Source organism: Sphingomonas kaistensis (genome assembly GCF_036884275.1).
Lineage (GTDB): Bacteria > Pseudomonadota > Alphaproteobacteria > Sphingomonadales > Sphingomonadaceae > Sphingomicrobium > Sphingomicrobium kaistense_A.
In genome coordinates this window covers 1,462,087-1,484,054 of the sequence record NZ_CP145607.1, presented here as the reverse complement: position 1 = coordinate 1,484,054, position 21,968 = coordinate 1,462,087, and the positions used below count along the sequence as shown (strand labels likewise).

The following is a 21,968-nucleotide window of genomic DNA, read 5'->3' as shown; positions in this document are numbered from 1 at the left end:
CGGCGCTCTTCGGCATGGGTGTAGCCGATGATCTTCTGGCCGTTGGCGCTGCGAACGATGTCATCGATGTCGACCTTGGGGTGACTGGCGACGAGTGTTTCCGACGGAGTTGCGCCAAGCGCGGTTCGGATGAGTGCATAGCGGCCGTCCTTGCGGCGAAGGGAGTAGAGGGCGTCGGAAAAAATCGCCATCCACGGCGAGCGGAATGAATTCCCCATCCTGATAGGGCTCGAGGTCGCGCCAATCCCTGCTTCCGGCGATACGATACTGATACTTCCTTCGCCCCGTCAGCTGACCGTCGCCGGTTTCTTCCGATATACCCTGCACACGCACATTGCCGCGACCATCGCTGAGAAAGGATCCCACTTGACGGCGCGCTGGCTCCACTTCGATCGATCGCAGCGTGCGGGTGTCCACCTTGACGACGCCGACCCCTTGCTTGTTTCGGACGGTGCTGAGCGACGCGGCGCGGGGACCTTGCGGCACGTAGAGCCGGCTCATCAGGATCTCGTCGCCATTACCCGGCAGCCAGTCGATGACCGCACCGTCCGTTTGCCTCAAGCCCTGGTCGTAATCGGTTTCGCGCTGACCGAGCGCCTTGATATCCGTTCCGTCAATGTTGAGAGAGATCGTTCGGGTCGAGGGGAGCAGCAGTCCGGCGCCGCCTTGCACCATGGCATAGAAGCGGCACACGAGCCGCCGATCGGACGCGAATTCGCACCATTGCAGCCGCTCCGGATTCCCGCTCGCCTTGAGGATCGGCTTGGTCGCGCCGACCGCGATGTCGACATGATAAGCGATGGTTGTTCGGCCCGGACCAGGTCCAACGAATACCGCCTGCTTGCCGTCGGGCGACAAACCCATGTTCCTGACGCTTTCGCGTGTGCCAAAGGCGATCGCGTCCGCCTCGATCGCTGTGGCAACCTGTGCGCTTGCCGCCGTTGCCCACAACATCATCATCACAGCCGAACCGGCCGCGCTTACGCTACGCAACATGAAAGCCCCTTCCCCTGTTTGAAGAAACTTACGTGTCGCGATGGCGAATGCAAGCGACTTGGCGGGGTCGTAACGCCTCGCTAGGGCGCGCCCATGGCACACGCCCCTACGCTCCTCCCGCCGCCCGAATGGGCCCCGCACGCCGCCATGTGGATCGGGTTTCCGAGCGATCCCGAGCTGTGGGTCGAGGATCTGGCGCCGGCGCAGGAAGAGGTCGCGGCGCTTGCCCGCGCGCTCCATGCCGACGGCAAGGGTGAGGAGATCATCCTCGTCGCCGCCGATGCCGAGGCTGCGGCCGAAGCCCGGCGCCTCGCGCCGTTCGCGACGGTGATCGAGGAAGCGTTCGGCGACATCTGGCTGCGCGACACGGGGCCGATCGTGCTCGGCTCGGGCGGCGAGCGGCGGGCGCAGGGGTTCGGGTTCAACGGCTGGGGCGGAAAATACGATCTCGAGGGCGACGACAGCATCGGTGAGCGCCTCGCTGCGTCCTCTCGCCTGCCCTACGCCAAGGCCGATTGGATCCTCGAGGGCGGGGCAGTCGATGGCGACGGCTCAGGGCTCTTCGTGACCACCGAGCAGTGCCTCCTCAACCCCAACCGCAACCCTGGTCTCAGCCGCGAAGAGGTCGAGCAGCGACTCGCCCGCGACCTCGGCGCGACCCGAGTGGTGTGGCTGGGCGAAGGGCTGGCCAACGATCATACCGACGGCCACGTCGACAACCTTGCCCGCTTCGTCGGCAGCGGCCGCGTGGTATTGCCGGAGCCTGCGGCCGACGATCCCAATGCCGCGGTCTATGCCGATGCCGCGGCGCGGATCGAAGCGGCGGGGCTGGATCTGGTGCGCCTGCCCTCCCCCGGGCGGATCAAAGCCGACGAAGACATCATCCCGGCCTCCTACATGAACTTCCTGATCGGCAACGCCGCCGTGGTGGTGCCGCTTTATGGCAGCCCTAACGACGAGGCAGCCGTCGCCGCGGTGCAGGCGCTGTTCCCGGGACGCCTTGCAGTGGGCCTGCGCGCCGACCACATCCTGACCGGCGGTGGCAGCTTCCACTGCATTTCCCAGCAGATCCCGGCCTGAGGCATTTCCATGACCAAGATCACCGTCGCTGCCCTCCAGCTCGAGCTTGGAGGCGATACCGAAACCAATATCGCGGCCGTGACCGAGCTGGTGCGTGAAGCCGCCGGCAAAGGCGCGCAGGTCGTGCTTCCGCCCGAATTGTTCGAAGGGCCTTACTTCTGCCGGACCGAGGACGAGGGGCTGTTCGCCACCGCGTTCCCGACCGAGAAGCACCCGAGCGTGCTGGCGATGCAGCGCCTTGCGAGCGAGCTTGGCATTTGGATCCCAACGAGCTTCTTCGAGCGCGACGGACCGCATCATTACAATAGTCTGGCGATGGTAAACCCGGACGGAAAGGTCGCCGGGCTTTACCGCAAAAGCCATATTCCCGACGGTCCCGGCTACGAGGAAAAGTTCTACTTCCGCCCGGGCAACACCGGCTTCAAGGTGTGGGACGGACCGGAGGCAGAGAAGCTTGGCGTCGGCATCTGCTGGGACCAATGGTATCCCGAGACCGCCCGCGCGATGATGCTGATGGGCGCCGAGATCCTGTTCTACCCGACCGCGATCGGAACCGAGCCGCACGACCCCGACCTCGATACCTCGCGGCTGTGGCGGCGGGCGATGATCGGGCATGCGGTCAGCAACGTCGTGCCGGTGGTCGCCGCCAATCGGATCGGCACGGAGGGCGGCCAGCGGTTCTACGGGCACAGCTTCATCTGCGACGAACGCGGCGATCTGCTGGCCGAATTCGGCGCCACCGAAACGGGGGTACTGATCGCCGAGCTCGACCTCGCCGCCGCCCGCCGCCACCGCGCCGCCTTCGGCTTCTTTCGCGACCGCCGGCCGGAGCTTTACGGGCGGCTAGTGCAGGACATCTGACGCGCCTTGGGGTAGAACAAATCTACTCAACGAGTTCCTCGACGGTCTCTTCACGATAAAGCGCCCAACCGGCGAGGAAGAGGCCGGCGACGACCGGCCCGACCACCACGCCGCTGAGGCCGAAGGCGGCGATTCCGCCGAGCGTACTGACCAGCACCAGCCAGTCGGGAATGCCGGTTTCACGGCCGACCAGCAGGGGGCGCAACAAATTGTCGGCCGAGCCGATCACCACGGCGCCCGATACGATCACCACGATCCCCTGCCAGATGCTTCCGGTCAGCAGCAGATAGCCCGCGATCGGGATCCACACGATCGCCGGCCCGATCGCCGGCAGGAGCGAGACGATCGCCATCAGCACACCGAGCAGCACCGCCGAGGGAAAACCGACGATCCAGAAGGTGATGGTCCCGAGCAGGCCCTGGACCAGCCCGACCACGACCGATCCCTTGATCGTCGCGCGAATGGTGGCGACAAAATTGCTGGCGAGATGATTGGCCGACCGCCTGTCGAGCGGCAGCGTGTCCTTGACCAGCGCACCGAGGCGGTCACCGTCGCGAAGCAGGAAATAGGTAACGTAGAGACCGACCGCGAAGACCAGCAGCGAGGTAAAGGCATTGCCGCCGATCTTGAGCGCCTGGCTGGCGATAACGCTCAAGCTGTCGCGGAGGACGGCTGTCACCCGCTCCTGGATCACCGCGAAATTGCCATAGCCCGATCCTTCGAGGATCTGGCTCAATCGCGTGGGCAACCTGCTCTGGATTTGTTCAAACGTGCCCGCCGCGTCGAACCGCCCGGCTTTGACCACTTCGTAGATTTGGAGCGCCTGCTTGACGATGATGTCGCCGATCGCGATCGCAGGCACGATCACCGCGACGAAGATGACGAGAAGGGTCGCGATCGCCGCAAGATTGCGGCCGCCGTTCAACCGGCTGAGCATCCAGCGATAAAGCGGCTGGAACATGATCGCCGCGATCACCGCCCACAACAGGGCCGAGGCGAATGGCCAGGCGATATAGCCGAGGGCCAGGGTGACGAGCACCAGAAACAGGAGAAAGCCCCCTCCCCTTTGCGGCTTCGGCGGACTGGCTTCCTGCATCGACATCTCCGGCAACTCCTGCTGGCTTCATAGAGCAACCATGCCCGAACGGAAGGCGCTCGCCGCAAGAGAGCGATGCTAGAGGTCGCGGCGCCAGTAGATGCTGTCGAACCACTGGCCCCCGATCAGCCACGTCCGGGCGGCTCGCCCGGTTTCGCGAAAGCCGTGGCGCTGGAGCAGGCGAATGCTGGCGGTATTACGCGGGTCGGTATCGGCGGTGAGAAAGGCGCTTCCCGCGCGGCGCCTGTGGGCGAGAAAGGCGGCGAGCGCTTCACCGGCGTAGCCTTGGCACCAATGGGCGGGGTCGAGCAGATAGCCGAAATCGGGAAGCTGCCAGGCACCCATCTTGCCGATCGCCTTGCCGTTCAGCGTGACGATGAAGTCGTCGTTGCCGGACGGAGGGTCGAGCATGCTTCGAACCCAATCGGCGGTGGTCTCGAGGCTTTCGTGAGGAAGGGTCGACCAGTAACGCATGGTGACAGGATCGCGCATGATGCGGTGCATTGGCTCGACATCCTCGATCCGGGCGCGGCGCAGGACCAGCCGCTCGGTGGCGATCGCTTCAACCACGTCCAAGCGCGACCGCGCGCTCGAACACCGCCTCGAACATCGGCGGGGTCAGACGGCGGGTGTTCTGATTGTAGCGGCTCGAATGATAGGTGCCGAGGAGAATGCGGCCGTCGGGGGCGACGATCTCGCTGCCATGGCCGAACTTGGCTTGGCTCGGCTTCAGCCCCAGCGCGCGCGCCGCGGCAGCATGGGCGATGGCGCCGAGCGCGACCAGCACCTGCACCTTGGGCAGGCTGGCTAAAGCGGCTTCGAAATAGGGCCTGCAGGTGGCGATTTCGATCGGCTCGGGCTTGTTCTGCGGTGGCAGGCATTTCACAGCATTCAGGATCAGCGCGCCGCGAAGCTGGAGGTCGTCGGAAGGATCGGCGCGATAGGTGCCGGTGGCAAGACCGAATTTCGACAGCGTCTGGTAGGTAAGGTCGCCCGCGAAATCGCCGGTGAAGGGCCGACCGGTGCGGTTGGCGCCATGCTTGCCCGGTGCCATGCCGACCACCGCAAGCCACGCGTCCGGATCGCCCCAGGCCGGAACCGGCCCATTCCACCAGTCGGGATGCTCGGCCCGGCAGTCTTCGCGCAGGGCAACGAGGCGCGGGCAAAGCGGACAGTCGCGCGGCGCTTCCGCCTGCGGGACCGGTGAGACGACGGGGGGGCTGGCGAACAGCATGCGGTGGGGATAGGCGAGGCCGCGTGACCGAGCAAACGCACCTTTACGCCGTCGCCGTCGGCTCCAACCGCCCGCATGGCCGCCACGGCCGCCCTCCGCATGTCGTCCAGGCCGCGATTGCCGAGCTAGACCGCCAATTCTCGCTGTTCGACGCTTCTCCCCTGTTGCTCAATCCGGCGAGCGGCGGCGCGGGCCGCGATTTCGCCAATGCGGTGGCCATCGTCGAAAGCGAATTGGAGCCGCCGGCAATGCTTGATGCGCTGAAGGCAATCGAACGCGCGTTCGGGCGGCGGCCGGGCAAGCGCTGGGGCGCTAGGGTGCTCGATCTAGATCTGTTGGCGTGGGACGGCGGGCGATGGTCCGACCGGCGCCTAACCATTCCTCATCCGGCGCTCGAGGGACGCGCCTTTATGCTGCTTCCACTCAACGCCATCGCGCCGCACTGGCCGCTTCGGGGAAGCCTGACCGCCAAACATCTCGCTGCCCGACTTGGCAAGCGCCGCGCGACCCACTAGGTGCGCCTTCGCGTGGGCCGTTAGCTCAGTCGGTAGAGCAGCTGACTTTTAATCAGCGGGTCGCTGGTTCGAGCCCAGCACGGCTCACGCGTTTCCCCACCCACATTGGCTGCATTCCTTGGCGCCAGCGGCATGCAACGGCTGGTGGGTCGAGCCACAGGCTCCTCACCGCCTTTGCAGGGGATCTCTTACATCGGCCGAAGCATAGCGGCTGGACCGTCCGGCCGGCGCGGGCATGACGAAGCGGAGTTTTTTCGCGCGCATGTCGATGGTCAGGCTGTCGAACGCATGAAGCGCGTTCATGCCGAGCAACAAGGCAGGGCGATCGTCGATGCCGAGGGCGCGAAAGGTGTGCACGTCGGCAAAAGCGATCCCGAGCTCCAGCAATGTCACGCCGCCGATATCGAGCTTGCGGCTCTTCATGACGCTGGCGGGAAGCGTCGCGCCGGTGACCGAGCCAAGGATGGCCGAGGTTTCGACGCCGAGCTGCCCGCGGCGGTGAAGCGCGCGGCGCAGCGCGGCATTTCCAACCGACATTTCGCTTCCGGTGTCGAGCACGACGGTCAGCTTTTGTCCGTCGAGTTCGGCCTCGGTGACGATCAGCCGGCCCGCGCGGCGGCGGGCTTCGACCACGATCGCATCGGGGTCGTCCGTTTTACGCTGCGCCTTGGTCGAAGGCAGTATGGAAAGCTGCCGCTGGCGGAAATCGAAGCGCACCATGGCCGAACGCAGGACATCGGTGCCGAGGATGCCGTCGGCGCCGACATGACTTTCGTCGAGCAAAGGCGCGTTGACGTCGGGAAGCGTCCGGGTCGCGACCTGCATGCCGCGCACCGACGCGGTGCTGACCCGGCTGACCCCGCTGACGCTGTGCAGCACGGCCTCACGGCCGGGAGCGAGCTTGAGCCTGGCGGCCATCTGGTGAGACACCGCGCTGCGATCGGCGGCGGTGTCGACCAGAAAGCGGAACGGTCCTTCGCCGCCCACCGCGACGTTCACCGTCAGTCGGAGGTCGGGCAAGCGTTCGAGCGACAATTTCTCGCTCTCGTCCGCACCGTCGTCGGCGGGCGCGTTGGTCGCCTCGAGCCTGGTGAGCGGCGTGCTCGCCGTTTGCGGAACAACGGGGGTCGCGGCGAGCGCGGCGGCGGCGGTCAGGGCCAACATCATGAGCCATTCTCCCGGAAGGCTGATGGTCGAGGATAACCCTCTCGGCCGAAACGGGAAAGACCGGCCGGAAACATATTCCCGAAATGGATCAATGGTCTAACCAGATGGTAATCACCCGTGCCTAGGAATCGCTGGAGGGAATTCGCGGCCAAACTGACGGCCGGTGGCGTCCGGGAGCTATAAAGTGGAAGAGATGCCCGTCGAGACGACCCTCTACTCCTTGAGCGATCGCGCCCCGGCGCCCGACGATCGCCGCGAGGGAGAGCGCCACCTGACCCTGTTCCGGGTCGGCACCATGGTGGTCGATGGACGGCGCGAATTGTGCCTCATCAAGAACATCTCGGCCGGGGGGGCGATGCTTCGGCTGTACAGCGAGAGCATCAGGCTTGGGCAACAACTCACGGTGGAATTGAAATGCGGCCAGCCGCTGAGCGGCAAGGTCGCCTGGGTCCAAAGCCCCAATGTCGGCCTGGTGTTCGACACGCCGATCGATGTGGTCGCCATGCTCAGCCAGAGCGAGGACGGCCCCCGCCCGCGCATGCCGCGGATCGAGACCTCGTCCTTTTGCACCCTGCGCGAGGGGGCGACCATCGTGCGGGCGCGGGCCTGCGATATCAGCCAGGGCGGGATCAAGGTCGAGACCGATGCCGGCTTCGCGCGCAACGCCGAGGTGGTGGTGAGCCTGCCGGGACTTCCACCGCAGCCGGGCGTGGTCCGCTGGACATCGGATGGCTGTGCGGGGATCACCTTCAACCGACTGCTTCCGCTGCCCGTGCTGATCGATTGGCTGAAAGCCCGCAGCGGCTCACGCCACGCGGCCTGAGCGCCTTTTTACGCGTCGATTATCGTCAACGGGCCGCAATCCCGGGCCGATCGCCCGGTCAGCCGAAAGGATCGGGCGCCTTGGCGACGCCCCACACCTGTTCAAGGCTTCGCTCGCTGCTGGTCATTGGCTGTGCGGCGAGGCCAGGGCGGCGGAAGGACGGCAGGATGCGCGGTTTGGGGGTCGGCACGTGGCGCAGCAACGCCTCGGGCGACAATCGCTGGTGAAAGTGGATGCCGGCGCGCTTGCCGCTGACCCAGACGATCTTGCCTGCGACGCTGAGATCGCCCTTGCGGAAGCGTATCTCGGCGCCTTCGTGCGGCAGCCCCTCGCCCTCGATCAGGGCGCCTTCGGCCGACAGATTGCGCAGCTTGACGTCGAGCGACTGTCCGGCTGCCATTTCGATCATGGCCGTCAGGAGAACATTGGAACGGCGCTGCCGCCGATTCTGTACCTGGCTACTCTCGTCCATATCAGCGGAACTAAAGTTCGGGGGTAAAAATTTGATTTAGCGTGACCACTCGATTTCGCATCCTGCCCTACGCCCTTCTCGCTGTTGCGATTGGCGTTTTCCTGTTTCTCGAGTGGATCGGAGGATCGACCTATCCCCTCGATGTAGCCGCAATCCGCGACGGCGCGCTGTGGCGTGCTGTCCATCCGCAGGCCGAAGGCTGGATCATTCTCTACACTCACCTCGGCAGCGCCCCTGCCCTGCTGACGATGACGGCGCTGGGCGCAGTGTGGTTGTGGTGGCGGCGTGAGCGGATGCGATTCGCGGCGCTGCTGGCGGCGGTGCTCGTCACCCGCATCGGGGTCGAGATCATCAAGGCGGTGGTCGACCGCGCTCGCCCGAGCCTCGACCCGCATCCGGTGGTGGTCCATTCGCAAAGCTTTCCGAGCGGTCATGCCAGCAACAGCATGGCGACCTTTCTCGCGCTGGCCCTGTTCGTCGCGCCGGAACGCTGGCGGCGACCGACGGTGATGGCGGCGGTGACGGCTTCGCTGGTCATGGGTGCGACGCGGCCGGTGCTCGGGGTCCATTGGCCGAGCGACGTTCTCGCCGGCTGGATCTTCGGGTCGACGGTGACCCTGATCGCCTGGTGGTGGCTCAATCGCCGCGGCGATCGAAGCGCAGCATGAGGTTGTTGGCCGGCATGTCGCGGCGCTCGGCGAGGTCGAAGCCCCAGTCGCGGGCTTCGGCGGCGAAGGTGGAAAGGTCGCGCAGGCCGTAGCGAGGATCACTCTCCTTCAGCTTCGCATCGAAGGCGAAGTTGGAATAGACCAGCAGTTCGCCCTCGACCCGCCACGGCCCGTAGAGGATTAGCGGTGCGCCGGGCGCCAGCAGCCGCGCGGCGCCGGCGAGCAGGCCCGTATTGGCTTCTGGTGTCGAGATATGGACGAGATTGATCGCGAGGATCGCATTGGCGCAAGTCACTGGCCAGGTGGCGGCGGTAACGTCGAGGTGCAGCGCGGGCTTAAGGTTGGGCGTGCCTTCTTCCTCGCGATAGGTATCGATCGAATCGCGCGCTTCCGGATCGAGGTCGGTCGGCTGCCAGGCGAGATCGGGAAAGGCAGCGGCGAAGTGCAGCGCGTGCTCGCCGGTGCCGGCGGCAATCTCCAGCACCTCGCCCGATGGGGGCAGCCAGTCACGCAGGACGGCAAGAATCGGCTCGCGATTGCGGAGCGCGGCGGGGCTGGTGCGCTTCACGAGCGGGCAGCGGCGCGGGCGCGGCGTTCGCGGATGGCGAGCCAGAGGACCAGGCCGAAGGGACCGGCCAGATAGGTGAGGATGAGGATCGGCGCCTGCGCGAGGCGGGAAAAGCCCTTGTTGTCGGCGTCGCGACTGATCCACAGCCCGACGAACAGGTCGAAGGCGAGATAATGGGTCCAGCCGACGACCACGCCGGCGTCGGTCAGGAACAGCTTGCGCAGGCCGCCGATACTGTAGTCCGCGATGTCGAACGGTGCCGCCCCGGGGAGCGCAACCGGATCGACGATTTTGCCGATCAGGAGGACCAGCAGCACCGCATAGGTCAGGCAAAGGAGGCCGACTCCGGCGTAAAGGATCGCCGAATAGGTCAATGGCCGGCGCGGCGCGAAGAGGAGCAAGGCCCAGCCAATCAGGGCGACGAGGTTGGTGAAGCTGAAGAGGGATTGCCAGAGCATGGGCAACCCTAGCGCCGCCCGGCCGCCGCCAGCAAGGCGCGCGCGCGCAGGGCGATTTCGAGCCGGGTGACGGCGATCAGCCCGAAAATCGTTCCGAGGGCGAAGTCGGTGAGGTTGAGGGTCGCGCTTTCGGGCGCGCCGGGGCCGATCCACAGGTTGGCGAGGAAGCGTAGCGCGACCAGGCTGACCAGCATGGTCACGGCCCAGCGCGAACGGCGCAGAAGCACCTTTCCGCTCGCTTCATCGAAGCGCAGGACGAACAACCGCCCGCGCCACCAGCCTGCGGCCGCGCCGAAAAGCAAGCCGGTTCCGAGCAGCGCCCAACCCTTCGGTCCCGGCGGATGACGCGACAGCGCGAAGGCGATCACCGCTAAGTAAAGTAGCGGCGCGAGCCACAGGAATCGGCGGCGCAGAGGGCGTTCCGCGTGCTGACGCCGCAAGCGCCAGCCAAGCACGAGCGCCAGGGTAAGAAGCGGCCCGGCGACGTTGGTTACCAGGCCGTTCGGATCCCAGGCGGGGCTCAGCGGTCGCCGATCTCGCTCGGGGTCGGCGCTTCGGCGGCGGCCGGGACCGGCTCCTTCCACGCGACGACGGGCTTCCTTGCCGCAAGCGTCTCGTCGAGGCGGCGGCGGGGGGCGTAGTGCGGCGCGCTCTTGAGGCTTTCGTCCCCTGCCCGGCAGCGTTCCGCGACCGAGCGCAGCGCCATGATGAACTGGTCGAGCGCCGCCTTGCTTTCGGTTTCGGTGGGTTCGACGAGCATGGCGCCGTGGACGACCAGCGGGAAATACATGGTCATCGGATGGAAGCCCTCGTCGATCAGCGCCTTGGCGAGATCGAGGGTCGAGACGCCGTCGGCGAAGCCCTTATCGCTGAACAGGGCTTCGTGCATGCACGGGCCCGAGTGGGCGAAGGGCGCGTCGAGCACGTCTTCGAGGCTGCGCAGGATGTAGTTGGCGTTGAGGACCGCGTCTTCGCTGACCTGCTTCAGGCCATCGGCGCCGTGGCTGAGGATGTAGGCGAGCGCGCGGGTGAACATGCCCATCTGGCCATGGAAGGCGGTCATCCGGCCGAAGCTCTGCAGTTTGCCGCCGAAATGCTCTTCGGCGAAAGCGTCGGCCTGCTCTTCCTCGATCAAGTGAACGACGCCGTCGGCGGTCTTGGCGGTGTAGGGCAGCGGGCCGAACGGCGACAAAGCTTCCGACAGGACCACCGGGCCCGAGCCCGGTCCGCCGCCGCCGTGGGGCGTCGAAAAGGTCTTGTGGAGGTTGATGTGCATCGCATCGACGCCGAGGTCGCCGGGGCGGACCTTCCCGACGATCGCATTGAAGTTCGCCCCATCGCAATAGACGAAGGCGCCTGCGGCGTGGACCGCGTCGCTGATCGCCTTCATGTCCGGCTCGAACAGGCCGCACGTGTTGGGATTGGTGATCATCACCGCCGCGACGTCCGGGCCGACGCGGGCTTTCAGCGCGTCGAGGTCGACCCGACCGGCGGCGGTGGCGGGGATGTTCTCGACCCGGTAGCCGCAGAAAGCGGCGGTGGCGGGATTGGTGCCGTGGGCGCTTTCGGGGACCAGCACGACCTGGCGGGCGTCTCCGCGGGCTTCCAAGGCGGCGCGGATGCAGAGCAGGCCGCACAGTTCGCCGTGGGCGCCGGCCTTCGGGCTCATCGCGACACCGTGCATGCCGGTCAGGTCGATCAGCCAGAAAGCGAGCGTGTTGATGAGTTCGAGCGCGCCCGCCACCGTTTCGCGCGGGGCGAGCGGGTGGATGTCCGCGAAGCCGGGCAGCCGGGCGATCTTCTCGTTGAGGCGCGGGTTGTGCTTCATGGTGCACGAGCCGAGCGGGAACAGGCCGAGGTCGATGGCGTAGTTCTGGCGGCTGAGGCGGGTGTAGTGGCGCACCGTCTCGGGCTCGGTCAGGCCGGGCAGGCCGATCGGCGCGGAGCGAAGCAGATTGTCGAGACCGGTTTCGCGCTGCTCCGGCACGTCGATGTCGACGCCGGTGGTGTCGGTGTCGCCGATCTCGAAGATCAAAGCTTCTTCCAGCATCAGCGCGCGATTGCCGGTCACGGTGCCGGTGTCGGTGGCGCCCTGAACCGGGCTCGATGGCTTCCAGCCGCTCTGATTGATGGTCACTTGACTGCCTCCGTCAGCGCCTTGGTCAGCGCATCGATATCCTCGTCGGTCGCGGTCTCGGTGACCGCCACCACTAGCCCGTTGGCGAGCCCCGCTTCGCCTGGATAAAGCCGGCCGAGCGACACCCCGCCGAGCACGCCGGCCTCGACCATGCGGTGAACCGCAGGGCGGGCTTCGACCGGCAGTTCGAGGGTGAATTCGTTGAAGAACAGGTCGTTGATTAGCCGCACGCCGGGGATCGCGGCGAGCTTGTCGGCGGCGAGGCGGGCGCGGGCGTGATTGAGTTCGGCCAGTTGCCGCAGCCCCTTTTCGCCGAGCAGGGTCATGTGGATCGAAAACGCCAGCGCGCACAGACCGGAGTTGGTGCAGATGTTGCTGGTCGCCTTTTCGCGGCGGATATGCTGCTCGCGCGTGGAGAGCGTCAGCACGAAACCGCGTTTGCCGTCGGCGTCGATGGTCTCGCCCGCGATCCGGCCCGGCATCTGGCGGATATGCTTTTCGCGGCAGGCGAATAGGCCAACATAGGGGCCCCCGAAATTGAGGCCGACGCCGATCGACTGGCCTTCACCCACCACGATGTCGGCGCCCATCTCGCCGGGCGATTTGAGCAAGCCGAGGGCGACCGGCTCGGTCACTACGACGATCAGCAGCGCGCCCTTGGCGTGGGCGGCGTCGGCGAGCGGCTGGAGGTCGGCGACGCGGCCGAGGATGTCGGGATATTGCACCACCACAGCGCTGGTCTCGCCGTCGATGCGATCAGCAAGGCCGGCGACGTCGGTTTCGGCGGTCAGCGTCGGGGCGGCGGTTTCCAGCGTGTCGCCGGTGAACTTGGCCATGGTCTTGCAGACGCCGACATAATGCGGGTGGAGGCCCGACGAGATCAACGTCTTGGTCTTGCGGGTGACGCGCCGCGCCATGCCGATCGCTTCCCAGCAGGCGGTCGAGCCGTCGTACATCGAGGCGTTGGCAACCTCGCAGCCGTAAAGGCGCGCGACCTGGCTTTGGAATTCGAACAGCACCTGCAGCGTGCCCTGCGCGATTTCGGGCTGGTAGGGCGTGTAGGCGGTCAGGAATTCGCCGCGCTGGATCAGGTGATCGACGCTGGCCGGAATGTGGTGCTTGTAGGCGCCGCAACCGAGGAAGAAGGGCGCGTCCGAGGCGGGCAAATTCTTGCGGGCGAGCGCGGTCAACTGCCGTTCCACCGACAGTTCGGAAGCGTGCAGCGGCAGGCCGTGGATCGGCCCGTCGAGCCGCGCTTCTTCGGGCACGTCGCGGAATAGGTCGTCGACACTCGCCGCGCCGATGGTGGCCAGCATCTCGCTGCGGTCGGTGTCGGAAAGGGGAAGATAGCGCATCAGGGCTTGTCCATGGTGAAGCGGAGGCGGATGTAATCGGCGGTATCACTGCCGTGGCGACGGGCGACGGCGGAAGCGATGGCAGGTCGCTGATCTTCGGGCACTTGCGCCCGGTCGAGCCAGCCCTTGCGGAAGGCGAGCACCCAGCCTTCGACCCCATGCTCGAGCGGTGTCGGGCGCTCGATCAGCTCGGCATCGACGTTGCGGAAGCCGACGCTCTGGTAGAGCGCGGTGAATTCCTCCGGTGTCGGATACCAGTTGGCGGCATAGGTCGGCGGGCCGAAGCCGCGTTCCACCAGCTCGTCGTCGAGATGGCGGCGGAGCGCGGCGAGATTGCCCGCGCCGCCCATCTCGCCGACGAAGCGGCCCCCAGCCTTGAGCGCGAACCAGATGGCGCGGGCGGCGCGTTCCTTGGCCAATACCCAGTGCAGGGTGGCATTGGAGAACGCAGCGTCGAACGCTTCGACGAATTTGAGGTCCGCGGCGTCCATCAGGCGGGCGTCGAGACCCTTGGCCCTGGCGGCGCCGATCATCGACAGGCTGTTGTCGATGCCCACCACCTCGGCGCCCGCTTCCTTGATCCGCAGCGTCAGCGTGCCGTCGCCGCAGCCGACGTCGAGGATCGTCTCGCCCGGCTGCGGCGCCAGCAGGTCGAGCGCTGCGGCGCCGAGCGCGGGCACGAAGCCCCCGACGCGGGCATAGTCCGCTGCATTCCAGCTGGAGGTCGAGGCGGGGGCGTCGATCAGAGCGTTTCGACCCAGGCGCGATAGGCGGCTTCGTCCATCAGGCCGTCCAGCTCCGACGGATCGGCGAGACGCAGCTTGAAGAACCAGCCGTCGCCTTCGGGATCGCTGTTGATGACCGAGGGGTCGTCGGCGATCGCCGGATTGGCTTCGAGCACTTCGCCCGAGGCCGGGGCATAGACGTCGCTGGCGGCCTTCACCGATTCGACCACCGCCGCTTCGCCGCCCTTGTCGAGCGTCTTGCCGGCTTCGGGCGCTTCGGCGAACACGATGTCGCCGAGCTGGTGCTGCGCGTGATCGGTGATCCCGACGGTGGCGGTGTCGCCTTCGACGCGGATCCATTCATGTTCCTTGGTGAAATGGATGCTCACTTGCTGGTCCCCTTGCGATGATAACGGTGCGGCACGAGCGGCATGGCGGCGACGGTCGCCTTGAACAGCTTGCCGCGTTGTTCGAGCGTCAGGGCGGTGCCGACCTCGGCCAGCGCGGTCGCGACATAGCCCATGCCGATCGGTGCTTCGAGGCTGGGCGAAAAGCCGCCGCTGGTGACCCGGCCGACTTCGTTGCCCTCGTCGTCGAGGATCCGGCCGCCTTCGCGGACCGGCTGGCGGCCTTCGACCGTGAAGGCGATGCGCTTTTGAATCGCGCCCTGCTCTACCTCAGCGAGAATACGGTCTGCACCGGCGAAGCCACCGTCGGTGCGGCGACGCTTGTTCACCGCGAACAGGAGGTCGGCCATGATCGGCGTCGTCTGTTCGTCGAGATCGTGCCCGTAAAGCGGTAGGCCGGCTTCGAGCCGAAGCGAATCGCGGGCGCCGAGTCCGATCGGACGAACCCGCTTGTCGGATAGCAACAGGTCGGCGACCCGGTCGGCATCGGCCGCGGGGAGCGAGATCTCGACCCCATCCTCGCCGGTATAGCCCGAGCGGCTGATCCACGCCTGCGCCCCCGCGAGGTCGAAGGCGCCGGCCTGCATGAACGACAAGTCGGCGACGCCCGGCGCGTGGGCGGCGATGACGTCGACCGCTTCCGGTCCCTGCAGCGCGAGGAGAGCCTGGTCCTCAAGATAGGTGAAGGAAATGCCGGCCGCTTCCAGCACGGCCATGTCGCCGGCCTTGGTCGCGCCGTTGACGACGAGGTACCAGCCGTCGGCGCGGCGGGTGATCATCAGGTCGTCGAGGATCCCGCCGCTTTCATTGAGCAGCAGGCTGTATTTGGGCCGGTCATCCTTCATCGCCTGAAGGTCGGCGGGAAGCAGGCGTTCCAGCGCTTGCGTCTGTTCGAGCGGAACCAGCAGCTGGCCCATGTGACTGACGTCGAACAGACCGGCATGGGTGCGGGTCCAGCGATGCTCGGCGATGATGCCTTCGTACTGGACCGGCATGTGATAGCCGGCGAACGGCACCATCCGGCCGCCGCGGGCGCGGTGCCAGAAGTCGAGCGGCAAAGTGCTGAGGTTGGTGTCGGGGACGTCGGCCACGGAAAACAAACTCCTGAAGGTTCGCGCCTCCTGCCCACCGTACCCGGCGGCCACGAAGCCTCAAGCGAACCCCCGTCTGTCCCTTCGTGCCTGAGAGCTTTCCCTCGCGATCAGGCGAGGTTACCCCTTCGGCGGCCATGAGCCGGAGCCCGTGGCACTTTCCAGACGACCTTCGACCCCGCGCGGTCCTTTTGCCTGAGAGATTCCGGGGGCGGTTGCTCCTTCGGCGCCCTGGTCGAGCCAAGGCCTCTCCCGCGCGAGTCGTTCGGCGTTGCCGCCGGACTGGCTGCCACCGGCTCTAGGGAGGCCCCCGCCCCTGTCAACGCGCCTTTAGGCGGTGGCGAAGAATTCGCGCGGGGACGAGCTTCGTCCGTGTCGAGCTGCGGAGCGCAGCTTCAAGGGATACGAAACGCCGCCGCGGCTTAGCGGGTGGCGTTGTAGCGGAGCTGTTCGGCGGTGAGCTGGAAGCCGACCAATTGCTCGTACGTGGCGCGGGCCACGGCGGCGCGGACGGTGGGGTCGGACAACGGATCGACGGCCGCATCGGCATCGCCCGGCTTGCGCACCCGGGTCAGCTCGCGCTGCACTTCGGCCGGCAACGCGACGGCCGAGCGGCTGACGCGGACGGTGGTCTGGCCGTTGGTCTGGGCGCGAAGCGATCCGGCAGCGAAGTTCAAGGCCACCGCGCCGACCTTCTTGGCGACGACGTTGGTGCCGCCCTGCATCGCGACGGTGAAGGTCGGCAGGACCACCTGCCGCGCTTGTCCCGCGTCGCGGCGGACGGCGACGACGTCGTAGGTGGCGGTGCTGACGACATTGGCCGCGTCTTCGGTGCAGGTCGCCTTGAGGTTGGTGATGGTGGCAACGACGTCGATCGCCCGCGCGTCGCGGCTGGTTGCCGGGTCGAACAGGGTGACGTCGCCCGTCGCGGCCGGAATGGCGACCTGCGGGCAGCCCGTACGAGTGACATAGACGCCGGTATCGGCGATCTGCCCGTCGCGGGCACAGCCGGCAAGAAGCAGGGCGATGAGGGCGGCGGAGCCGGCACGGCGCGAGATGATCATGGGGCAAGGCTCATAGGAAGCCCCTTCTTTCCAGGCAAGCGATGCCTTACATGGCCGCCATGCAAGAAGGCGCCAGTCCCCTCCACCTGATCATCGCCGCACCGCGCGGTTTCTGCGCGGGCGTCGAGCGCGCCATTCGCATCGTCGAGCTCGCGCTCGAGCGTTATGGCGCGCCGGTCTATGTCCGCCACGAGATCGTTCATAACAAATATGTGGTCGACCGGCTGAAGGCGATGGGCGCGGTGTTCGTAAAGGAAGTGAGCGAAGTGCCCGACGGCGTGCCCGTGGTGTTCTCCGCCCACGGCGTCCCCAAGACCGTTCCGGCCGAAGCGCAGGGTCGCGGCCTCGATTATCTCGATGCCACCTGCCCCCTGGTCAGCAAGGTCCATCGCCAGGCCCAGCGGCTGATCGAGGCCGGGCGGCACATCCTCTTCATCGGTCATGCCGGGCATCCGGAAGTGATCGGAACCTTCGGCCAGGTCCCGCCTGGATCGATGACGCTGGTCGAGACAGAAGAAGACGTGCCGCTGATCGAGGTGGCCGATCCAGAGAACCTCGCCTTCCTGACCCAGACCACCCTGTCGGTCGACGATACGGCGGCGATCGTCGCTGCGCTGCATCGGCGCTTTCCCGCGATCAAGGCGCCGCGGGGCGAGGATATCTGCTACGCCACCTCGAACCGCCAGGCCGCGGTCAAGGCGATCGTGCCACGGGTCGAAAAGATGCTGGTGATCGGCGCCCCCAACAGCTCCAACTCGCTACGTCTCGCCGAAGTGGCCGAGCGCGAAGGTGTTCCTGCGCGGCTGATCCAGCGCGCGGTCGAGATCGACTGGGAGTGGCTGGGCAGCCCCAAGGCGGTCGGCCTCACCGCCGGGGCGTCGGCGCCCGAAGTGCTGGTCGAGGAAGTGATCGAGGCGCTGTCCGAACGCTTCGTCCTCACTATGGAAGAACAGGATCACGTGCCAGAGGGCCTGACCTTCAAGCTACCGCGCGAACTGGTCGCTTAGTCTCGTCATTGCCAGCGAAGCGAAGCAATCCATGGATTGCTTCGTCGCTGCGCTCCTCGCAATGACGCTCGCATGAGCGAGCTTCCCCACGTCGAATTGTTCACTGACGGCGCCTGCAAGGGCAATCCCGGCCCCGGCGGCTGGGGCGCGTTGCTGCGCATGGGGAACGTCGAGAAGGAGTTGTCGGGGTCCGAGAACCCGACCACCAACAACCGCATGGAGCTGATGGCGGCAATTCGCGGGCTGGAGGCGCTGACCCGCCCGTGCCGCGTGACGCTTTCGACCGACAGCATGTACGTCAAGGACGGCATCACCAAGTGGGTCCACAACTGGCGACTCAATGGCTGGCGCACCGCGGCCAAGAAGCCGGTCAAGAATGCCGAGCTGTGGCAGGCGCTGTGTGCGGCGGTGGAGCCGCATCAGATCGAGTGGAAATGGGTCAAGGGCCACGCCGGTCATGCCGAGAACGAGCGGGTCGACCAGCTCGCCTGCGCGGCGGCGGAAAGCGTTCGCGGTTAGGCGAAGCGCTTTGGGTCGTAGGCGGCAGGGTCGACGCCTTCCGGTATCTCGCCTTCGCCTAGCAGGAGGGTGGCACCCATTTGCGCGGCAGCGGGCGCGGTCTGGATGCCGAAGCCGCCCTGCCCCACGCACCAGAAGAAGTCGCGGCGTCCCGCGGCAAAGCCGATTGCCGGCACCCGGTCGGGGGTGAAGGTGCGCAGGCCAGCCCAGCGCCGCTCCACCGCTTCGACCGGCCAGTCGACCACCGATTCGAAGCGGTGGATCGCCAGCGCGACGTCCACTTCTTCAGGTGCTGCGTCGCACGGCTCGCAGTCGATCTCGTCATGCGGGCTGAGCCAGATCGAGCGGTCGCTCTCGCCCTTGAAGTAGAAGCTGCCGTCGGCGCCCACCACCAGCGGTAGATGGCGCAGTCCCGTGCGGCCGAGGCGGAGCTGGACCATGGTGCGGCGCTTGGGCTTGAGGCCGAGGGGGAAGACGCCGCAGCCGCGCGCCACCGCATCACCCCATGCTCCAGCGGCATCGACGATAATGTCCGCTTCGATGGTCTCGCCATTCTCCAGCCTCACCGTCCACCCCCTCGCCCCGTGGCGGGCCGAAGCGAAGCGGGCGTCGGAGCGAATCTCCGTTCCCGCGCGGCGAGCGGCGGCAAGAAAATCGCCGTGAAGCCGAGCGACGTCGATGTCGGCGAGCGATGGCTCGTCGGCGCCGTGGGTCCATTCTGGACGAAGGTCGGGCAGCCGTTCCTCCAGCTCCCGGCGGCCAATCGGCGTGGCCGTCACGCCATCGACCAATTCGATCTCCTCGCCGTCGCGGGCAAGATGGATCGCACCGCGTGGCGAGAGATAGCCGCCCGCCTCCAACACCGGATGACTAGCGCGGCTCAACGGCGCGACCAGCGGTCCGCCATAGCCTTCATGCCAGAAGGCGGCCGAGCGGCCGGTGCTATGATAGCCGGGCTGGCTTTCCGCCTCGATCAGCAAGGTCTTACGGCGCCCGGCGATGGCGGCGGCCAGGCTCGCCCCCGCGATCCCTCCGCCCACGATCAGTAGCTCGACCCTGCTCATGCCGCCTGCCGGTTAGAGCGTGTAACCGACCCCCGTCCAGTGGCGGCGCTACAAAGGTCGACCGGGCGCGGTTCGCCGAACCATATCTTAACCATTTTGGCCGATTTGTTCCGCATTCGAAGGGTTTCCTGCGAGTTTCGAGGAAGGGGCGGGGTGTCGCCATGGATGTGAAGAAGATTGCACTGCTGGTGGGGGCGTTGCTGGTTGCAGCGATCACCGCCGTTATGGCCAAGAACATGTTCGCGGGCGCTTCGGCTCCGCAGGCAGAAGCGGCCGCCGTGCCGATGGGCCCCAAGATCCTGGTGGCGCGCAAGCCGCTTCCGGTCGGTGCCATGGTCGATGCCGAAAGCTTCGGCTACCAGCCGTGGCCGGCCGAACTGGTCCAGGAAGCCTATTATACCGAAGGCGGCCCCGACGCCGACCCGGCCAAGATGATCGGTATGGTGGTGCGCAGCGCCATCACCGCCGGCCAGCCGGTGACCCGCGGTCAGCTGGTCGGACCGCAGGATCGTGGCTTCCTTGCCGCGGCCCTGACGCCGGGCATGCGCGCCGTCACCGTTCCGGTCAGCGACATTGCGGCGGTTGCCGGCTTCGTCTTCCCGGGTGACCGCGTCGACATGGTCCTGACCCAGTCGGTCACGGGCGGCGGCGATGGTCCTCCCCTCAAGGTCTCCGAGACGATCATCCGCAACCTGCGCGTGCTGGCCACCGGCCAGGTCACCGATCGCAAGGGCGAGGACGGCAAGCCGACCGTCGCCAGCTTCGGCAACGTCACCTTCGAAGTGACGCCCAAGATCGCCGAAAAGATCGCGGTGGCCCAGAACCTGGGTCAGCTCAGCCTCGCGCTGCGCAGCATCGCCGACAATCAGGCGGAGCTCGAGCGAATGGTTGCCGCCGGCGAGGTCAAGGTGCCCGCAGGTGCCAATCCGGCCGAAGAACGCCGCATTCTGATGGCGATGGCCAGCCAGCCGATCGACAGCACGCCGACCTTCGCCACCGGTGGTGACGTTTCGCGCTTCCAGCGCCGCTCGGTCCCTGCCCGCACTGCCAGCGCTCCGGCGACCGTCACCGTCTCGGCCGCTCCGGCCGCTCAGGTTCCGGCCCCGATCGCCAGCGCCGCTCCGGCGGGACCGGTCGGACCTACCGTTCGGGTCGCCCGCGGCAACAACGTCAGCTTCGTTCCAGTGGGGGCTCGCTAACAATGAGCAAGGGTAACAAGTCCTTTGGGCGCGTGACTTCGGTCATGGCTGCCCTAGCCCTCGGCGCCTCGGCGCTGAGCCTGGCCGCCGCCCCGGCCGCCGCACAGCCCATGGCCGCGCGTCCGTCGGAAAACCTCAACCTGTCGGTCAACACCGGAACCATGGTTCGCCTGTCGGCCCCGATGAGCGACCTGTTCATCTCCAACGACTCGATCGCCGATGTGCAGGTTCGCTCGCAGAACCAGCTCTACATCTTCGGTAAGTCCAAGGGCGAGACCACCGTCTACGCTACCGACAAGTCGGGCCGGGTGGTCTATGCCGCCAATGTCCGGGTCGGCAACAACATCAGCTCGGTCGACGAGATGCTGCGCGCGGCAATGCCCGAATCGCAGATCCAGGCGACCCCGATGAACAATCTCGTGCTGCTGACCGGAACGGTCGCCAGCCCCGATGATGCATCCGAAGCGCAGCGCCTGGTCCAGGCCTATATCGGCGAAGGCACGCAGGTGGTCAGCCGTCTGCGCACCGCGGTGCCGCTGCAGGTCAATCTCAAGGTCCGCATCGCCGAGGTGAACCGTTCGGCGCTGAAGCAGATCGGCGTCAACCTCCTGAGCCGCGATGCCACCAGCGGCATACAGTTCGGCGTGGCGCAGGGCGGCGGCAACGCCCCGGTCCCCGGCGGAACGTTCAGCGTTGCCGGATCGGGTGCGGGCACCACGCTCGGTCTGGCCGGAAAGCTGCTCGGCCTCGATCTCATCGGCACGCTCGATCTCCTTGCGACCGACGGTCTGTCGACCACGCTGGCGGAGCCGAACCTCACCGCCCTGTCGGGCGAAACGGCGAGCTTCCTTGCGGGCGGCGAATTCCCGATCCCGGTCAGCCAGGGTGTCGGCGGCGCGGTCTCGGTCGAATATAAGAGCTACGGCGTCGGCCTCGATTTCAGCCCGGTGGTCCTCGCCGATGGCCGGATCTCGATGCGGGTGAAGCCGGAAGTCAGCGAAATCAGCAACGACACGGGTCTGCGCCTCGGCGGTTACGACGTCCCGGGCCTGCTGACTCGCCGCGCCGAAACCACCGTGGAACTGGGCTCGGGCCAGAGCTTCATGATCGCCGGCCTGCTGCGTTCCAACGCTTCGAACACGATCAGCAAGGCGCCCTTCCTAGGTGACCTGCCGATCCTCGGCGCGCTGTTCCGCTCGACCGGCTTCCGCCGCTCGGAAACCGAGCTGGTGATCGTGGTCACGCCGTACCTGGTGCGCCCGGTCAACGGCCGCCTGCCGACCCCGCTCGACGGGCTCCGCGTGCCCCACGACGGCACCGCCATGCTCGAAGGCCAGACCTTCACCGGCGTGTCCGGACCCCGCCCGACGGCGGCCGTCCCGGCACCGGCGCTGTCGGCCGGCGCAGCGGCCACGGCGGCGACGGCTCCGGCGCCCGGCTTCAAGCTGTGAACGGCCCAAGA

General features: G+C 66.9%; 25 protein-coding genes, 1 tRNA gene and 1 riboswitch. Of the genes, 10 read left to right on the top strand and 16 right to left on the bottom strand.

The window, feature by feature from the left end:
• Window positions 1-60 precede the first annotated feature (60 nt).
• A complete protein-coding gene (locus tag V6R86_RS07335) occupies window positions 61-996 on the bottom strand; it encodes a hypothetical protein (protein WP_338503294.1) in 936 nt (311 codons plus the stop codon).
• A gap of 93 nt (window positions 997-1,089) precedes the next feature.
• Between V6R86_RS07335 and V6R86_RS07330 the strand changes: the two genes are divergently transcribed.
• Entirely contained in the window at window positions 1,090-2,076 is a 987-nt protein-coding gene (locus tag V6R86_RS07330) for an agmatine deiminase family protein (protein WP_338503293.1), read from the top strand.
• Window positions 2,077-2,085: 9 nt separating this feature from the next.
• Window positions 2,086-2,937, top strand: coding sequence for an N-carbamoylputrescine amidase (gene aguB / locus V6R86_RS07325; RefSeq protein WP_338503292.1), 852 nt, complete (start codon window positions 2,086-2,088; stop codon window positions 2,935-2,937).
• Window positions 2,938-2,959: 22 nt separating this feature from the next.
• On the opposite strand, the gene V6R86_RS07320 is transcribed toward aguB, so the two are convergent.
• The 3 genes from V6R86_RS07320 to V6R86_RS07310 all read right to left on the bottom strand — a co-directional run bounded on the left by V6R86_RS07320 (window position 2,960) and on the right by V6R86_RS07310 (window position 5,267).
• On the bottom strand, window positions 2,960-4,039 hold the full coding sequence (locus V6R86_RS07320; protein ID WP_338503291.1) for an AI-2E family transporter: 1,080 nt from the start codon (window positions 4,037-4,039) through the stop codon (window positions 2,960-2,962).
• A gap of 72 nt (window positions 4,040-4,111) precedes the next feature.
• On the bottom strand, window positions 4,112-4,603 hold the full coding sequence (locus V6R86_RS07315; protein WP_338503289.1) for a GNAT family N-acetyltransferase: 492 nt from the start codon (window positions 4,601-4,603) through the stop codon (window positions 4,112-4,114).
• Window positions 4,596-5,267, bottom strand: a complete 672-nt coding sequence (locus V6R86_RS07310; RefSeq protein ID WP_338503286.1) for a uracil-DNA glycosylase — start codon at window positions 5,265-5,267, stop codon at window positions 4,596-4,598. Before V6R86_RS07310 ends, V6R86_RS07315 begins: the two co-directional genes overlap by 8 nt.
• 23 nt (window positions 5,268-5,290) lie before the next feature.
• Here V6R86_RS07310 and folK point away from each other — a divergent pair, with 23 nt between their 5' ends.
• Both folK and V6R86_RS07300 read left to right on the top strand, forming a co-directional pair.
• Window positions 5,291-5,782: a 2-amino-4-hydroxy-6-hydroxymethyldihydropteridine diphosphokinase gene (gene folK, locus V6R86_RS07305; RefSeq protein WP_338503285.1), complete on the top strand. Its 492-nt coding sequence runs from the start codon at window positions 5,291-5,293 to the stop codon at window positions 5,780-5,782.
• 14 nt (window positions 5,783-5,796) lie between these two features.
• Window positions 5,797-5,869: transfer RNA gene (locus V6R86_RS07300), tRNA-Lys, on the top strand.
• Between the two features lie 78 nt (window positions 5,870-5,947).
• On the opposite strand, the gene V6R86_RS07295 is transcribed toward V6R86_RS07300, so the two are convergent.
• Entirely contained in the window at window positions 5,948-6,949 is a 1,002-nt protein-coding gene (locus V6R86_RS07295; protein ID WP_338503283.1) for an aspartyl protease family protein, read from the bottom strand.
• Between the two features lie 193 nt (window positions 6,950-7,142).
• On the opposite strand from V6R86_RS07295, the gene V6R86_RS07290 reads away from it, so the two are divergent.
• Window positions 7,143-7,772 (top strand): PilZ domain-containing protein, encoded by a 630-nt coding sequence (locus V6R86_RS07290; RefSeq protein ID WP_338505445.1) that lies wholly within the window; start codon window positions 7,143-7,145, stop codon window positions 7,770-7,772.
• 58 nt (window positions 7,773-7,830) lie between these two features.
• Here the strand turns inward: V6R86_RS07290 and V6R86_RS07285 are convergent, their stop codons facing one another.
• Window positions 7,831-8,244 carry a PilZ domain-containing protein gene (locus tag V6R86_RS07285; protein ID WP_338503282.1) on the bottom strand — a complete coding sequence of 138 codons (414 nt, stop codon included), beginning with the start codon at window positions 8,242-8,244 and terminating at the stop codon, window positions 7,831-7,833.
• A gap of 41 nt (window positions 8,245-8,285) precedes the next feature.
• On the opposite strand from V6R86_RS07285, the gene V6R86_RS07280 reads away from it, so the two are divergent.
• Window positions 8,286-8,912 (top strand): phosphatase PAP2 family protein, encoded by a 627-nt coding sequence (locus V6R86_RS07280; protein WP_338503281.1) that lies wholly within the window; start codon window positions 8,286-8,288, stop codon window positions 8,910-8,912.
• Here V6R86_RS07280 and V6R86_RS07275 read toward each other — a convergent pair.
• The 9 genes from V6R86_RS07275 to V6R86_RS07235 all read right to left on the bottom strand — a co-directional run bounded on the left by V6R86_RS07275 (window position 8,881) and on the right by V6R86_RS07235 (window position 16,717).
• On the bottom strand, window positions 8,881-9,480 hold the full coding sequence (locus V6R86_RS07275) for a DUF938 domain-containing protein (RefSeq protein ID WP_338503280.1): 600 nt from the start codon (window positions 9,478-9,480) through the stop codon (window positions 8,881-8,883). The two genes, V6R86_RS07280 and V6R86_RS07275, sit on opposite strands and share 32 nt — an antisense overlap.
• Window positions 9,477-9,938 (bottom strand): ABA4-like family protein, encoded by a 462-nt coding sequence (locus V6R86_RS07270; RefSeq protein WP_338503279.1) that lies wholly within the window; start codon window positions 9,936-9,938, stop codon window positions 9,477-9,479. Before V6R86_RS07270 ends, V6R86_RS07275 begins: the two co-directional genes overlap by 4 nt.
• A gap of 8 nt (window positions 9,939-9,946) precedes the next feature.
• Window positions 9,947-10,378, bottom strand: coding sequence for a hypothetical protein (locus V6R86_RS07265; protein WP_338503278.1), 432 nt, complete (start codon window positions 10,376-10,378; stop codon window positions 9,947-9,949).
• Between the two features lie 80 nt (window positions 10,379-10,458).
• Window positions 10,459-12,075, bottom strand: a complete 1,617-nt coding sequence (gcvPB, locus tag V6R86_RS07260) for an aminomethyl-transferring glycine dehydrogenase subunit GcvPB (protein ID WP_425335947.1) — start codon at window positions 12,073-12,075, stop codon at window positions 10,459-10,461.
• A complete protein-coding gene (gcvPA, locus tag V6R86_RS07255) occupies window positions 12,072-13,430 on the bottom strand; it encodes an aminomethyl-transferring glycine dehydrogenase subunit GcvPA (RefSeq protein ID WP_338503277.1) in 1,359 nt (452 codons plus the stop codon). The genes gcvPB and gcvPA overlap by 4 nt, the downstream gene beginning before the upstream one ends.
• Complete coding sequence (locus V6R86_RS07250; RefSeq protein WP_338503276.1) at window positions 13,430-14,110, bottom strand: class I SAM-dependent methyltransferase; 681 nt, start codon at window positions 14,108-14,110, stop codon at window positions 13,430-13,432. The genes gcvPA and V6R86_RS07250 overlap by 1 nt, the downstream gene beginning before the upstream one ends.
• Window positions 14,111-14,172: 62 nt before the next feature.
• The gene (gene gcvH, locus V6R86_RS07245) at window positions 14,173-14,544 is read right to left on the bottom strand and encodes a glycine cleavage system protein GcvH (RefSeq protein ID WP_338503275.1); all 372 of its coding nucleotides are present in this window, start codon (window positions 14,542-14,544) and stop codon (window positions 14,173-14,175) included.
• On the bottom strand, window positions 14,541-15,653 hold the full coding sequence (gene gcvT / locus V6R86_RS07240) for a glycine cleavage system aminomethyltransferase GcvT (protein WP_425335946.1): 1,113 nt from the start codon (window positions 15,651-15,653) through the stop codon (window positions 14,541-14,543). Before gcvT ends, gcvH begins: the two co-directional genes overlap by 4 nt.
• A 173-nt stretch (window positions 15,654-15,826) precedes the next feature.
• Window positions 15,827-15,918, bottom strand: a riboswitch (glycine riboswitch).
• Between the two features lie 157 nt (window positions 15,919-16,075).
• The gene (locus V6R86_RS07235) at window positions 16,076-16,717 is read right to left on the bottom strand and encodes a hypothetical protein (protein WP_338503273.1); all 642 of its coding nucleotides are present in this window, start codon (window positions 16,715-16,717) and stop codon (window positions 16,076-16,078) included.
• 50 nt (window positions 16,718-16,767) lie between these two features.
• Between V6R86_RS07235 and ispH the strand changes: the two genes are divergently transcribed.
• Window positions 16,768-17,724 (top strand): 4-hydroxy-3-methylbut-2-enyl diphosphate reductase, encoded by a 957-nt coding sequence (ispH, locus tag V6R86_RS07230; protein ID WP_338503271.1) that lies wholly within the window; start codon window positions 16,768-16,770, stop codon window positions 17,722-17,724.
• A gap of 72 nt (window positions 17,725-17,796) precedes the next feature.
• Window positions 17,797-18,243, top strand: coding sequence for a ribonuclease HI (rnhA, locus tag V6R86_RS07225; protein WP_338503269.1), 447 nt, complete (start codon window positions 17,797-17,799; stop codon window positions 18,241-18,243).
• Here rnhA and V6R86_RS07220 read toward each other — a convergent pair.
• Window positions 18,240-19,307: an FAD-binding oxidoreductase gene (locus tag V6R86_RS07220; RefSeq protein WP_338503267.1), complete on the bottom strand. Its 1,068-nt coding sequence runs from the start codon at window positions 19,305-19,307 to the stop codon at window positions 18,240-18,242. The two genes, rnhA and V6R86_RS07220, sit on opposite strands and share 4 nt — an antisense overlap.
• 161 nt (window positions 19,308-19,468) lie before the next feature.
• Here V6R86_RS07220 and cpaB point away from each other — a divergent pair, with 161 nt between their 5' ends.
• Together cpaB and V6R86_RS07210 are read left to right on the top strand one after the other, a co-directional pair.
• The gene (gene cpaB / locus V6R86_RS07215) at window positions 19,469-20,506 is read left to right on the top strand and encodes a Flp pilus assembly protein CpaB (protein ID WP_338503265.1); all 1,038 of its coding nucleotides are present in this window, start codon (window positions 19,469-19,471) and stop codon (window positions 20,504-20,506) included.
• 44 nt (window positions 20,507-20,550) lie between these two features.
• Window positions 20,551-21,957, top strand: a complete 1,407-nt coding sequence (locus tag V6R86_RS07210; RefSeq protein ID WP_338503263.1) for a type II and III secretion system protein family protein — start codon at window positions 20,551-20,553, stop codon at window positions 21,955-21,957.
• The last annotated feature ends 11 nt before the right edge of the window (window positions 21,958-21,968 follow it).

Bases quoted from the DNA above. Each gene is read 5' to 3' on its own strand.
- V6R86_RS07335 (WP_338503294.1), bottom strand. From the start codon at position 996: ATGTTGCGTAGCGTAAGCGCGGCCGGTTCGGCTGTGATGATGATGTTG.
- V6R86_RS07330 (WP_338503293.1), top strand. From the start codon at position 1,090: ATGGCACACGCCCCTACGCTCCTCCCGCCGCCCGAATGGGCCCCGCAC.
- aguB (WP_338503292.1), top strand. From the start codon at position 2,086: ATGACCAAGATCACCGTCGCTGCCCTCCAGCTCGAGCTTGGAGGCGAT.
- V6R86_RS07320 (WP_338503291.1), bottom strand. From the start codon at position 4,039: ATGTCGATGCAGGAAGCCAGTCCGCCGAAGCCGCAAAGGGGAGGGGGC.
- V6R86_RS07310 (WP_338503286.1), bottom strand. From the start codon at position 5,267: ATGCTGTTCGCCAGCCCCCCCGTCGTCTCACCGGTCCCGCAGGCGGAA.
- V6R86_RS07295 (WP_338503283.1), bottom strand. From the start codon at position 6,949: ATGATGTTGGCCCTGACCGCCGCCGCCGCGCTCGCCGCGACCCCCGTT.
- V6R86_RS07290 (WP_338505445.1), top strand. From the start codon at position 7,143: ATGCCCGTCGAGACGACCCTCTACTCCTTGAGCGATCGCGCCCCGGCG.
- V6R86_RS07285 (WP_338503282.1), bottom strand. From the start codon at position 8,244: ATGGACGAGAGTAGCCAGGTACAGAATCGGCGGCAGCGCCGTTCCAAT.
- V6R86_RS07270 (WP_338503279.1), bottom strand. From the start codon at position 9,938: ATGCTCTGGCAATCCCTCTTCAGCTTCACCAACCTCGTCGCCCTGATT.
- gcvPA (WP_338503277.1), bottom strand. From the start codon at position 13,430: ATGCGCTATCTTCCCCTTTCCGACACCGACCGCAGCGAGATGCTGGCC.
- V6R86_RS07235 (WP_338503273.1), bottom strand. From the start codon at position 16,717: ATGATCATCTCGCGCCGTGCCGGCTCCGCCGCCCTCATCGCCCTGCTT.
- ispH (WP_338503271.1), top strand. From the start codon at position 16,768: ATGGCCGCCATGCAAGAAGGCGCCAGTCCCCTCCACCTGATCATCGCC.
- rnhA (WP_338503269.1), top strand. From the start codon at position 17,797: ATGAGCGAGCTTCCCCACGTCGAATTGTTCACTGACGGCGCCTGCAAG.
- V6R86_RS07220 (WP_338503267.1), bottom strand. From the start codon at position 19,307: ATGAGCAGGGTCGAGCTACTGATCGTGGGCGGAGGGATCGCGGGGGCG.
- cpaB (WP_338503265.1), top strand. From the start codon at position 19,469: ATGGATGTGAAGAAGATTGCACTGCTGGTGGGGGCGTTGCTGGTTGCA.
- V6R86_RS07210 (WP_338503263.1), top strand. From the start codon at position 20,551: ATGGCTGCCCTAGCCCTCGGCGCCTCGGCGCTGAGCCTGGCCGCCGCC.